This is a genomic window from Paenibacillus sp. YIM B09110 (genome assembly GCF_037167145.1).
Taxonomy (GTDB): domain Bacteria; phylum Bacillota; class Bacilli; order Paenibacillales; family Paenibacillaceae; genus Pristimantibacillus.
This window is the reverse complement of sequence record NZ_JBANSP010000009.1, coordinates 108,379-120,946: the sequence shown is the minus strand read 5'-3', so window position 1 is coordinate 120,946 and position 12,568 is coordinate 108,379. Positions and strand designations below refer to the sequence as shown.

Annotated in this window: 11 protein-coding genes; 9 read left to right on the top strand and 2 right to left on the bottom strand. The window is 44.5% G+C overall.

Translation table 11 applies throughout. The annotated features are described in order from the left end of the window. Positions 1–432: 432 nt before the first annotated feature. On the bottom strand, positions 433–1,875 hold the full coding sequence (locus V8F51_RS15415; protein ID WP_337101285.1) for a DHA2 family efflux MFS transporter permease subunit: 1,443 nt from the start codon (positions 1,873–1,875) through the stop codon (positions 433–435). Between the two features lie 285 nt (positions 1,876–2,160). On the opposite strand from V8F51_RS15415, the gene V8F51_RS15410 reads away from it, so the two are divergent. The 8 genes from V8F51_RS15410 to V8F51_RS15375 all read left to right on the top strand — a co-directional run bounded on the left by V8F51_RS15410 (position 2,161) and on the right by V8F51_RS15375 (position 11,357). Next, the gene (locus V8F51_RS15410; protein WP_337101173.1) at positions 2,161–2,802 is read left to right on the top strand and encodes a TetR/AcrR family transcriptional regulator; all 642 of its coding nucleotides are present in this window, start codon (positions 2,161–2,163) and stop codon (positions 2,800–2,802) included. A gap of 114 nt (positions 2,803–2,916) precedes the next feature. Beyond that, on the top strand, positions 2,917–3,201 hold the full coding sequence (locus V8F51_RS15405; protein WP_337101172.1) for a hypothetical protein: 285 nt from the start codon (positions 2,917–2,919) through the stop codon (positions 3,199–3,201). A gap of 162 nt (positions 3,202–3,363) precedes the next feature. After that, complete coding sequence (locus V8F51_RS15400; protein ID WP_337101171.1) at positions 3,364–5,109, top strand: sensor histidine kinase; 1,746 nt, start codon at positions 3,364–3,366, stop codon at positions 5,107–5,109. Between the two features lie 16 nt (positions 5,110–5,125). After that, positions 5,126–6,619 (top strand): response regulator, encoded by a 1,494-nt coding sequence (locus V8F51_RS15395; RefSeq protein ID WP_337101170.1) that lies wholly within the window; start codon positions 5,126–5,128, stop codon positions 6,617–6,619. Between the two features lie 77 nt (positions 6,620–6,696). Next, a complete protein-coding gene (locus V8F51_RS15390; RefSeq protein ID WP_337101169.1) occupies positions 6,697–7,989 on the top strand; it encodes an extracellular solute-binding protein in 1,293 nt (430 codons plus the stop codon). Positions 7,990–8,049: 60 nt separating this feature from the next. Next, a complete protein-coding gene (locus V8F51_RS15385; protein ID WP_337101168.1) occupies positions 8,050–8,925 on the top strand; it encodes a carbohydrate ABC transporter permease in 876 nt (291 codons plus the stop codon). A gap of 31 nt (positions 8,926–8,956) precedes the next feature. Next, the gene (locus V8F51_RS15380; protein ID WP_337101167.1) at positions 8,957–9,823 is read left to right on the top strand and encodes a carbohydrate ABC transporter permease; all 867 of its coding nucleotides are present in this window, start codon (positions 8,957–8,959) and stop codon (positions 9,821–9,823) included. Positions 9,824–9,857: 34 nt separating this feature from the next. Next, positions 9,858–11,357, top strand: coding sequence for a glycoside hydrolase family 43 protein (locus tag V8F51_RS15375; RefSeq protein WP_337101166.1), 1,500 nt, complete (start codon positions 9,858–9,860; stop codon positions 11,355–11,357). Between the two features lie 79 nt (positions 11,358–11,436). Here V8F51_RS15375 and V8F51_RS15370 read toward each other — a convergent pair whose 3' ends face one another. Beyond that, the gene (locus V8F51_RS15370; protein ID WP_337101165.1) at positions 11,437–11,646 is read right to left on the bottom strand and encodes a hypothetical protein; all 210 of its coding nucleotides are present in this window, start codon (positions 11,644–11,646) and stop codon (positions 11,437–11,439) included. Positions 11,647–11,883: 237 nt separating this feature from the next. Between V8F51_RS15370 and V8F51_RS15365 the strand changes: the two genes are divergently transcribed. Continuing rightward, positions 11,884–12,549 (top strand): GntR family transcriptional regulator, encoded by a 666-nt coding sequence (locus V8F51_RS15365; protein ID WP_337101164.1) that lies wholly within the window; start codon positions 11,884–11,886, stop codon positions 12,547–12,549. The last annotated feature ends 19 nt before the right edge of the window (positions 12,550–12,568 follow it).

The window sequence follows — 12,568 nt, the reverse complement described above, 5'->3', positions numbered from 1 at the left end:
CCTTGTATTATAAAGATCCTTTCGAGGAGTAAAAAACCTGCAAAAATTGGCATGTAAACGCGACAATTACATAATAGGGTTAGAAAAAGCGAGTGTTTATACGGGTTTTTGGCATCATAAACGTGCTGGAATAATTGGGATGAATAATTTCTTTCTTGTTGATCTATAGTGACTATGTTATAATGTTTGATTTTCGAATAATGGATCGTTTTAGAGGAGATATGGTGACGATTATGCGGACAAAATGTGAGTTCGAGAATGGAACTTTTGATGGCGTAAGTGTTATGGGAAAATGAGTTGGACGGAAACGACGACGCTTTGCGGGGCGTAGGCGTACACACTTTCGCGTGTCTGATCTTAATCGGACAAAAAGAGACTACTTTCCTTCTACGAGGGAAGTAGTCTCCTTTATATGATTAATTATTTATGCAATTAAGCTTCATTGAGGACGGATTTCTTCAATGTTACTGTAGGTTCTTCATCTGGAGCTTGAGGGACTTTCTTAATGAAGAAGGAAAGCAGCAATGCGATGACGCCGATTCCGACAATGACGAGGTAAGCATCGTTGATCCCTTGAATAGATGCTTCCATAAGCAGATGCTCTTGAGTAGCGCCTTCGCCAGCACCTGATGTAACCATATCCTTCATATGTGTCGCCGTTCGGTTAGTCATGACAGTAATAAGAAGGGAAGTGCCTACCGCACCTGCAACCTGCCGAACGGTATTGGAGATCGCTGTACCATGCGCATTAAGTCTATTAGGCAATTGATTTAGACCCGCGGTTTGAACCGGCATCAGCAGCAAGGCCATCCCGATTCGACGTCCCGTCGACATAAGAAGGAGATACGTATAACTGGTCGAATCCGTTAAGTTGATAAAGCCAATCGTAGTTGCGATTGTAATGATCATACCGACAATGGACAGCCACTTCGCTCCGAATTTATCGAACAGCTTGCCTGCAACCGGCATTAGGAAACCCATGACAAGCGCACCAGGGAGCAGCAGCAAGCCGGATTCTAATGCCGTGTAACCACGGTTGTTCTGAAGATAAAGCGGAAGCAACATCATATCCGCATACATGACCATCGTAACCGCAATATTAATAACTGTAGTTAGAGAGAACATGCTGTACTTGAAAGCCCGAAGATCGAGCAATGGGTTTTTGTTTTTGGCCATCAGCTGTCTCCAAGTGAATAGAGCAAGAGCTATGACGCCCGCCACAATGGACTCGATAACTTCTGCGCTTGACCAGCCCGCACTGCCAGCCCGGCTGAAGCCGTATAGCAAGGTGCCGAATCCAACGGTGGAAAGGATAACGCTGACGAGATCGATTTTGGTGTTCCCGCGTTCAGATACATTTCGAAGGAAAATAAATCCGCAGACGATAACAATGACCGCAAGCGGGATCATGCCGTAGAACATGGTTTGCCAAGCGTAATTCTCAAGAATATAACCGGCAAGCGTAGGTCCGATAGCTGGGGCGAAGATAATAGCCAACCCCATCATACCCATCGCTGCTCCACGTTTCTCAGGAGGGAATAGCGTAAGAATAACATTCGTGAGCAGCGGCATGATGATACCCGCGCCGGCTGCCTGGATCATACGACCTGTTAACAAAATCTCGAACGTATGCGCGAGCGCAGATACGATTGTGCCGACAAGGAAAATGATCATTGAAGCTTGGAATAACTGCCTAGTAGTAAATCGCTGCATGAAGTAGGCCGTAATCGGGATTAGCACGCCGTTCACGAGCATGTAACCCGTTGTCAACCATTGTGCGGTTGCGGCCGTGATGTTGAAATCAATCATGAGTTCTGGGGTAGCGACACTCATGATCGTTTGATTCAACGTCGCTAGAAAGGCGCCTAAAATCATAATGATTAAGATTGGCCCTTTTTGTATGGAACTGCTGTTTGGTACCTTGCTTTTACTCAACTTACTCCATCCTCTCCAACATTTCTTCTAATCTATTTTACAATGTGTAAAATACTCAACATCGTATAAAGTAGAATATAATAAGAAAGCATGGTCTTACAAGCAACGCATCTTGACGAAATGTAAACTAGTTGTCAATATTAATCAAAGTGTCGTTTATCTCTAAAATATAAGACAAAATTTCAAATATTGTAGATTAACAAAATGTAGGAGATGAATCAGGAAATGACAGATCAAGGTAAGCCAAGGATTGATCCCCGGAAAATTCGCACTCGACTGCTGCTAAAGGATGCTTTCATTGATCTTTTGCAGGAAATGGATATCGGGAAAATTTCCGTTAACCGAATTGCGGAGCGCTCCGGCATTAATCGAGTCACTTTCTATCTGCACTATCATGATATCTCGGATATGATGGAGAAGATGGCGGATGATATGGAAGATGACATTCGATATGTGTTAAAACAATTACCGGTGGATAATAAAATTTCGATGTTAGATTTTGATATGATAAATTTGGTTAACTTGCTTGAACATATTGCGGCAAACGCCAAGTTTTATAAAACCATTTTAAGCTCGAAGCAAACGTCAATCTTTACAGAGCGTTTATTGAAAATCTTGACCGAAATGATTGCCTCCCGAATAGAGCAAGGAGCAGGAACGAGTAATAGGATCATCTCGGCATCAGGTGCGCCGAAGGATATCGCGATTTGGTATGGTTCGGCAGCTTTGATCGGAACGATAGTGCAGTGGCTAAGAAATGATATTCCGTATACACCGCTCTTCCTAGCGCAGAACTTCTCTGCATTAACGCGGAGAAATTACATGGTACAGGACAATAATCTTGCCTTCCCTGTCGCGGAAACATAAGAGGCGAAAGCCTTCCATGTCAAACATACAATCGTATTGTTTTTCAATGAATACAATATGATGTATTCCAATAACAGGAAGGGGTTAGTTACTTTGAATCGCAATTACTATAATATGAGTCAAGCAGGTAACAACATGAATCAAGTAGCAGGCGTGAGTGACGCTGAATTTTGTCCCGATTGTCCAACCCAAACTATTTTTGATCCTCCAATTACGCAATACGAGAATTACTACCATCCGCAGCTTGTGAATGTCGTTCAAAATATTGAAACAGTCAAACAGCATCACTGCTGCCCAGTTTATAAGCACCAGTACACGTATTCAGAAAAAAATGTCATGGTTTCAAGCGCAAAACGCGGAAAACGTGCCAAAACATCTTCCAAGAAACGTTCGAAATAATGATATGATGTGAATGACGAAGACCCGCAAGATGGCTGCTTCCATAACGAAGCGACCGACTTGCGGGTTTTTCGTTTGTCTATGTGCTAAAATGTTGAATGCAACTTTTAGATATATTTTAGATGGATTGAAGGGCGTGAACGAATGTTGAAAATGAAAATCATGCACAAATTGATTATTTATTATTTCGTATTGGTAGTCCTCACGATTACGATAACGGGATTCACCTTCAAGGAGATCAACTCCCGCATTTTGTTCTCCAAAGTGGCCGAGATGTCGGAGCAGTCGAATACGATCATTAGGGAGAACGTATTACTGACCATGGATACGGTAAATAACTTCTCGAAGATGCTTCTATCCAATGAGCTATTGCAAGAAAACTTACCCTTAGGCAGTGAAGTCAAGCTGTCCGATTCCAGAAAAATCAATTTATATTTACTGGAGTTTCTAGACAGCGCTCCGTTATTCTCCTCGATATACATTTTTGATTTGGAGGGCAATCGTTATTCAAGCGACACACAACGCGCTCAAGCCCAGCTCTCGCTTAGTCTAAACGATGTTAAAGGTTCAGGATTATTTGACAGAGCATTGCGGTTGAATGGCTCTCCGGTTATTTCCGTAAACGTCGACCAATTGCTAAAGCCGCGATCGGACGGCAATTTGGTGTCTTATGTCAGAATAATCAATAGTACAGATACGATGCAGCCAATCGGGCTGCTTATTGTGAATATTCCCGGTAACGATATCCAGCCGTCTTATGAGCGAGTTGGAAATACGACCTCTAGCTTTGTTGAAATATTGGACAAGGAGGGGAAATTGCTGTCCACCGCCGGGGAACAATATCCGGTTCTAGAGGAGCGGGTGCGTCCGGATTATTTGTCAGAGCATCGAACAGAGGGCTCATCGCTTCTTAAGCATGAGAACGTAAATTATATGGTGTCATCGACAAAGATCAACAAGTACGATTGGGTCATACTGTCGATTACCCCATTCTCCGAGATGGCTAAGGAGAACGATTATTTTACAATGATATTGCTCGCATTGCTCATCATCAACTTTCTGTTCCTGCTCGGCGGTTCGTTCGTCATTTCTAGAATCATTACGGTCCCGATCGGAAGCTTGGTTCGTTCCATGCGCAAAATTAATACGGGACATTTGGTTCCTGTTCAATTCAAAACCGGCAGCTATGAAATGACCGTCCTCCGTGACGGTTACAACTTAATGGTTGAACGAATAGAAAGCTTGATTTCACGTATCATCGATGAACAGAACAAGCTGCGCAGGGCTGAGCTGGACATTATTCAAGCTCAAATTAAACCGCACTTTTTGTACAACGCCTTCGATGCGATCAGTTCTCTTTCCTTTGCCGGCAAGTCGGAAACGGTATACGCAATGGTTAAAGCTTTAGGAACATACTACCGGAATAGTCTAAGCAACGGCAAAGAAGTGATCTCATTAAGCAAAGAGCTGGACATCGTAAGCAGTTACATTGCGATTCAAAACATACGTTATCGGGATTTGGTGGATCTAGAGTTGGAGATCGATAATCGCTATCTCGGCTTGCCCATTCTAAAACTTATATTGCAGCCGCTTGTTGAGAACGCCTTGTATCATGGAATTAAGCCAAAAGGAAAACACGGGAAAATTAAGGTGTCGGTAACGGAAGAGAAGCAGTGGCTCGTCATTCGAGTTGCCGATAATGGTGTAGGCATGAGTTCACTGCAATTAGAAACGGTACTGGCGGATAACAGCAATGAGCGCAGCGATGTTGACGAGGATGAAGGCGGATTTGGATTGAGAAGCACGATAGAACGTATTCATTTGTATTACGAGAGGACTCATCTCGTTACGATAGATAGCGAAGAAGGCACAGGAACCGAAATTACGATTCGTATCCCGCTTACTTAGAAACGGAGGAAAGACCATGCTTGAACTACCGATACGCGTCCTTATCGTGGATGATGAATATTTGGTTAGAGATTTGTTGAAGTATTGTGTAGATTGGAGCGCACTCGGCTATCAAATCATCGGTGAGGCCGAAGAAGCAACCGGAGCTCTTGAAATCATGGACAAGCTCCTCCCGGATGTCGTAATCACAGACATTCGAATGCCGCAAACGGATGGCTTGGAATTAAGCGTGCTCATTAAGAAACAATACCCTAATACGAAAGTACTGATCTTATCCGGTCATGGTGAATTTCATTATGCCAAAAAAGCGATCGAGGCTGGTGTGGATCATTATTTGCTCAAGCCAATAAACGATGAAGAGCTTACAGAGGTATTAGGAAAGCTGGCCGATAAGATTTGGCAAGAAAATGGTGTGCGGCAACGAATGTCCCAGTCGTTGGAGGCGGAAAGAGAAGCCATGCTGCTCCGCTTAATACAAGGTCAGCTAAATCTTAATGAAATGAATCGAATGGAGCAAGAATGGTTCAAGGATTCTACACGCTATTGCATAAGCGTAGTTGAGTCGGAAGCGAGGCACGACGAGGACTGGCAGTTGTCGAGATATTGGTACAATGCTATCGAAGATGCGGACGGAGCTTACGCAGTCCTTGATACAAGCGGCAAAGTTATCATCCTTAGCAGCAACGAGAATCTGGATATGAATCATATTCTCCGTCTATCCCCCGATAAAGAGCGATGGAATCTTGGTATCGGCACTTGGAAGAACAGATTTGGAAGCATAAGCGAATCATATCGAGAAGCGTTAATTGCACTGAACTACAAAATGGTTACAGGAACGGGAATAGCGATCGCTTACAGCGAGCGCAAGCAGTTTCTGAAACAGCCTGCGGGCAGTTACTCCTCGGAAACGCTCGACTTTGCCCTTCATGCGAAGCTAGCGGACGGCATAGTTGAGCAGATCGAAGCGGTTTTATTTCGAATCGATTTGGACCAAAAAGAGGCGATGCACAAGGTTCAAATGGAAGCGGTTCGGCTAGAAACGCATATTCGAAGCAAACTCGCTACGAAAGTGGACCCGCGTGATTCCGCGATTCATAATATGCGCTCTTTACAGATGATAATGGACTACTTGAAAGAAATTGTTCGTGCCCTACTTCCGGATGATACGACTAAAGAACTGAACAATAGTCAGCTCGTACAAAAGGTGCAACGCCACTTGGAACGCCATTATGCCGATCCGGAGCTTTCGCTGACGACCGTCGCTAACACCTTCTATATAAATCCCAGCTATCTTAGTCGAATGTTTAAATCCGGCACGGGAAGCTCTTTCGTAGAATATATAACGAAACTGCGAATGGAAAGGGCGGAGCAGCTTCTAATGCGCACCGAGATGAAAATATATGAGGTTGCGAACGATGTAGGCTATAACGACGCTCATTATTTCGGGATATGTTTCAAAAAGTATAAAGGTATGTCCGTGAATGAATATCGTAAAAATATTAACCATTGAAGTAAAATTTATCGGTTCTGCGCGAAAGCGCTTCATGAGAAGATTAGTGCGCAAACCAATAAAGGGGGAACCGAAAAATGAAAAAGATGTTAATTCTCGCAATGGCTGTTTTGCTAGTGTTATCGGCAGCCGCATGTTCAAGCAGCAACAACGAGTCGAACAGCGGATCGGAAGTTAACGGCGGCGCGGCAACGGAGAAGGTGAAGCTCAAGCTATGGACCATATGGCCTTCTGGAGACTTCAAACCTGTTTTGGATGAGCTGGTCGATACTTGGAACTCCGAACATCCGGAAACGCAGGTAGAAGTGGAAGCCACTGAGAACGAAGCTTATAAAACGAAGGTGAAAACCGCAGCAGCGGCGAACGAGCTTCCAGATATTTTCTACACATGGGGAGCGGGCTTCTCGAAGCCTTTTGTTGACGGCGATAAAGTACTCGCTTTGGATGAATATTTGAACGACGGCACGAAAGACAAGCTCGTTGCCAATTCCCTGAACAACTTTACTTACGATAATAAAGTATATGGATTGCCTTATACGATGTGGCTTGGCACGTTCTTCGTCAATCAGGAGCTGTTCGACAAAAACAGCATTCAAGTGCCAACAACTTACGCTGAGCTTCTTGAAGCGGCGAAAGCTTTCCGCGCTAAGGGTATCGATCCAATAGCTGTTGGCGGCAAGGATTTGTGGCCTAGCATGTTCTATCACAACATCGTTTCGGTACGTCAAGGCGGAGCTCAATTAAACAATGACGCGCTGCAAGGTAAGGCTTCGTTCGAAGACCCTGCATTCATTAGATCAGCCGAGCTGCTTCAAGAAATGGCAACGGCCGAAGCGTTTATGAAAGGCAACCTGGGATTGACTCGGGATGAGTCGGAAGCTGTATTTCTGACCGGACAAATTCCGATGTACTTTAACGGCAGCTGGTTTGCCAAAACACTGGACGCAGCTCCAGAAGTCAAAGCAAAAGTTAAAGTTTTGAAGTTCCCTGTTATTGAAGGGGCTGCAGGCAACGAGAATGAGTGGATCGGCGGAATGCTTGATACATTCATGGTTAGCTCGGGCACCAAATATCCTGAACAAGCGGTCGAATTCTTGAAATACATGACGGAGAATCTCTCAAGCGGCGGCTATAAGACCGGAGCCGGATTGCCGACGTGGAATACCGCAACATTTGATGATTCGGAGATCGATCCTTTGTTGAAGGACATTTCCGACCTTTATAGCAGCGCCACTGGAATTGTGCCCGTATACGACTTGTTCCTCGAAGGACAACAAGCGGAAACGCATAAAAATCTTGTTGCTGAGCTGTTAGCGGGCAAGACTACACCTCAAGACTTCAGCGCCAAGATGCAAGCGTTGGAAAGATAACAATGCACACATGGGGAGGGGATGCAGTTGATCCCCTCCTTCTCATTAAGGAGGTATATTATGGACCGAGTGTTAAGCAACAAGAAAGCTATACTCTTATTCACGCTGCCGGCCTTTTTGTTGTATGCCGTAATCGTGCTTCTTCCCGTTTTTATTTCATTCTATTATAGTCTGCTAAAGTGGGACGGCATTGGAGCCGGTGCGTTCATTGGCTTCGACAATTATTTAACGATGTTCCGTAATGACCACATCTTCACTCAATCGTTATGGAATTCAATTATTCTTGCGGTTCTTTCCGTATTCGTTCAGCTTCCGATATCACTGGCATTGGCGCTCGTGCTGGCTAGCTCCGTAAAGGGAAGCCGCTTTTACCGTTCGGTATATTTCATTCCTGTCGTTATGTCCACCGTGGTCATCGGACAGCTGTGGCTGAAGATTTATCATCCATCGTTCGGTCTGCTTAATCAGCTTTTAGGCGATATCGGATTGGCATCCTGGCAGCGCGAATGGCTGGGCAGTGAAACGACCGCGCTAGTCGCTTCCTTCGTGCCGATCGTTTGGCAGTATATCGGCTATCATATGCTTCTGTTGTACGCGTCTGCCAAATCGATTCCGGATGATCTATATGAGGCTGCGAGAATCGACGGTGCTACTGGAGTCAAATCGGCCTTTTTTATTACGATACCGCTAATAAAACCGATGTTGAAATTGTCGACAATATTCGCTGTGATCGGCTCGTTGAAGATGTTCGACTTTATTTATGTGCTAACGAACGGTGGCCCTTTGCATGCGACGGAAGTGCCTAGTACATGGATGTTCAGCAATATCTTTAAGCAATATCAATATGGATACGGCAGCGCAGTTGCCATCCTGATTATTCTAGAATGCTTATTGTTTACAGTGCTCATTCAGAAAATGTTCAAAACAGACGACTAACCCCATCAAGTTGGGAACGGAGGACTCATTCATGACAACGCATTCGGCATCGATTGCTCCGCATCGTCAACGCGGAATTCGAATCGGTTCTTTGCTATTGCAAATGCTGCTCATTTTGTTTGCGATTATTCAAATATTTCCGCTCATTTGGCTATTTCTGTTCTCGTTAAAGGACAACGCTGAAATTTTCAGCGGCAATGTAATAGGATTGCCTAATGTATGGCATTGGGAAAATTATGAATCGTTATTCACGGGCGGTAAATTAGGTCTGTATTTTATCAACAGCTTGGTTGTAACATTTGTCACGATAGTTCTAACCGTCATTCTGGCAACTATGGCCGCGTATTCCCTCTCCAGGCTGAAGTGGAAGCTGAGCAAAGTCATGAATACGGTATTTATGATAGGATTGATGATTCCGATTCACGCTGCCTTGCTGCCTATCTTCCTTATCCTCAAAAACGCTGGTTTGTTAAATTCTCATCTGGCATTAATTTTGCCATATACAGGGTTTGGCTTATCGTTAGCCATCGTTGTGCTCGTAAATTTCTTCAATACATTGCCGAAGGAGCTTGAGGAATCCGCCTTCATCGACGGAAGCGGCATATACCGAACCTTCGCCCAAATTATGGTGCCGCTTGTCGCGCCTGCAGTCGCTACGGTATCGATTTTCACCTACTTGTCCGCTTGGAATGAGCTGATGTTTGCCATTACATTCGTGAGCTCCGATCATATTAAAACATTAACCGTTGGCATTATGTCAATGGCGGGACAATATTCTACATCTTGGGGACCGATCGGCGCGGGTCTGTTCGTGGCTACGCTTCCAACGATCGTTCTATATTTGGCGATGAGTACGCAGGTCGAGCGCAGTCTGACGGCAGGCGCGGTGAAAGGATGAGTTCCATCAGACACGGACTAGGGGGAGTAAAGGTATGAAATATACGAATCCAGTTATTCCGGGGTTTTACCCGGATCCCAGCGTATGCAGGGTTGACGAAGATTATTATTTGGTTAATAGTTCTTTCGCTTATTTTCCCGGAGTGCCCATCTGGCACAGCAAGGATATAGTCAACTGGAGGCAGGTTGGCCATTGTCTGACGCGTGAAAGTCAGCTGCAGCTCGAAGGTTCGCCCATATCTGGCGGAATCTATGCGCCTACCCTTCGTTATCATAAGGAACGTTACTATATGGTCACGACGAATGTCGATCATGGCGGACATTTCTATGTTTGGGCGCATGATCCGTCAGGGGAATGGTCAGATCCGATTTATGTTGAGCAGGCTGGCATTGATCCTTCCATCTTTTTTGATGACGACGGCAAAGTATACTTCACGAGCACTGGGGCTGTTCAAAGCAAAGGGATTTATCAATGTGAAATCGACATTGAGACCGGACAGAAATTAAGCGAAACACGCTTAATATGGACGGGAACGGGAGGGGCATTTCCAGAAGGACCGCATCATTACAAGGTTAATGGCTACTATTATTTGATGTGTGCTGAAGGAGGAACGGAATACGGACATATGGTGACAATCGCAAGAAGCGATAATCCGTACGGTCCGTATGAATCAGCTCCGATTAATCCAATCCTGTCTCATCGCAGTCTTCATCATCCGATACATGCTACTGGACATGCCGATCTAATTGAAGCGCATGATGGAAAATGGTGGGCTGTTTTTCTCGGCATACGGCCTGTAGGGTATCCATACCGTCATCATCTTGGCAGAGAAACATTCCTGGCCCCTGTTCACTGGACGGAAGACGGATGGCCGATTATTGGCAATAATGGCATTGTGGATTTGGAGATGGAAGCGACCGGTTTACCTTTAGTTCCATGGGTAGACGATGTCGAAGTCGATCATTTCGAGTATCAAGAATTAGGCTTGAAGTGGAGTTTCATCCGTAGCGCTAAGCAAGTCGATTGGTCACTTACGGAGAAGCCGAGTTATTTGGCTCTACGAGGTTCAAATGCTGGACTTGATGATCCGGGAACTCCTGCCTTCATTGGCTGCAGGCAACGGCATTGGAACTGCGATATCTCCACCAGCTTGCAATATCGTCCGCAAGAGGGTGACGAAGCGGGTCTAGCCATTTATATGGATGAACGTCATTATTATACGATTGCGCTAACGATACGAAATGGAGAGCGCGTCATTGCGCTATGCAAGCATATTGGCAGTATGAAAATCGTCAAGCATTCAATTCCCGTCTCAGACGCGGAAGTTGAATTGAAGATTAAGGCCGTTGCGGAAACGTATCAATTCTATTATAAGTCCCTTGATGAGACATGGCAGCTACTGGGCGATGCAGAGACGCAGTTCGTATCGACCGAGGTTGCAGGAGGATTTACAGGAGTTTTCTTTGGACTCTACAATCAATCTCTTGAGACGACTGCGTATTTCGATTGGTTTCGTTATTCGATCAAAGATTAAAGATATAATAAAGGAAGGCTGCCGATAACGGCAGCCTTCCTTTAATAAGGAGAGAGATAAACGCCTAACTAAACGTACTCTAGACGAAAAATGTATTTGCCGCTCTGTGGATGATACTTCCATCTGACATGCGAACGGAGTCTTCGTTGTACCCGATAATGGTCGAGGCAGGTCTAATTTGCATTCCGTTTTGCATTGGTTTAATGATTTTCTTTTGAGCAATCGCTACTTCAAAATCCTTGTTCGTGATCAATTTTTGACCTTCTTGAAGTGTAATTTTTTGTTGCATATCGTATGCCCTCCACGGTTCTAATTGTTATCTATGCTAAGTTCAAATAATACACTAATTTCTTTATATAATGCAATGGAAGAGGCCGTAATTTTTCAAAAAGTGCAATTATTTTTTAATGGTTTTAAATCGGTGGTTTTTTTAAACCAAATCATGATGTTTTATTATGCATATTGTGTTTTGTACAAGTATGCGATATATTGCATATATGAAAATGATGAAGTAAGGATGATAGGGATGCCTGTACCTAAAAATTATATCTCGCCCGTACGAATGTCCGCGAAGGAAAGAGCCTTTTCGCAAATTCAAAGATGGATAATCGATGGCACGCTTCAGCCCGGTGAGAAGCTGCTTGACGCTGAATTGGCAGAAACGCTAGGCGTCAGCCGTACACCGATTCGAGAGGCATTCCAGTTGCTTGAAGTACAGGGGCTCGTATCCACGCACCCCGGCAAGGAAACCAAAGTCACGGCTATAGAGAAGGAAGATATATTTAAGATGTATTCGACAATGGCCGCTCTACAATCGTTGGCGGCAGAAGCAACTGCGCAAACCATTGCTCACGAGCAGATCGAGCAATTGCGCACAATTAATGATGAGTTTGCTAACGCGATCAAAAACAATCAGGCTTATCATGCGATGGAAGCAGATGAACAGTTTCACAACCTGATTGTCGAGCTATCGGACAATCCCTATATCGCTTCATTCAGCGCTTCGCTCCAGATTCACATTCGGCGGTTTAAGTATGTGTTCCTCAAGCAGTCAATCACTGCGACACAGGCTTCTGTCGAAGAGCATGAGGCGATTATACTTGCTTTGGACTTGAAGGATAGTAAACATGCGGAAGAGTTGATGAAACAAAATTTTATCCGTCCGATGAAGGAACTATATGAATTGTTATAAGAAACGACAGAGGAGTGAG

Bases quoted from the DNA above. Each gene is read 5' to 3' on its own strand.
- V8F51_RS15415 (WP_337101285.1), bottom strand. From the start codon at position 1,875: ATGATTTTAGGCGCCTTTCTAGCGACGTTGAATCAAACGATCATGAGT.
- V8F51_RS15410 (WP_337101173.1), top strand. From the start codon at position 2,161: ATGACAGATCAAGGTAAGCCAAGGATTGATCCCCGGAAAATTCGCACT.
- V8F51_RS15405 (WP_337101172.1), top strand. From the start codon at position 2,917: ATGAGTCAAGCAGGTAACAACATGAATCAAGTAGCAGGCGTGAGTGAC.
- V8F51_RS15400 (WP_337101171.1), top strand. From the start codon at position 3,364: ATGCACAAATTGATTATTTATTATTTCGTATTGGTAGTCCTCACGATT.
- V8F51_RS15395 (WP_337101170.1), top strand. From the start codon at position 5,126: ATGCTTGAACTACCGATACGCGTCCTTATCGTGGATGATGAATATTTG.
- V8F51_RS15390 (WP_337101169.1), top strand. From the start codon at position 6,697: ATGAAAAAGATGTTAATTCTCGCAATGGCTGTTTTGCTAGTGTTATCG.
- V8F51_RS15385 (WP_337101168.1), top strand. From the start codon at position 8,050: ATGGACCGAGTGTTAAGCAACAAGAAAGCTATACTCTTATTCACGCTG.
- V8F51_RS15380 (WP_337101167.1), top strand. From the start codon at position 8,957: ATGACAACGCATTCGGCATCGATTGCTCCGCATCGTCAACGCGGAATT.
- V8F51_RS15375 (WP_337101166.1), top strand. From the start codon at position 9,858: ATGAAATATACGAATCCAGTTATTCCGGGGTTTTACCCGGATCCCAGC.
- V8F51_RS15370 (WP_337101165.1), bottom strand. From the start codon at position 11,646: ATGCAACAAAAAATTACACTTCAAGAAGGTCAAAAATTGATCACGAAC.
- V8F51_RS15365 (WP_337101164.1), top strand. From the start codon at position 11,884: ATGCCTGTACCTAAAAATTATATCTCGCCCGTACGAATGTCCGCGAAG.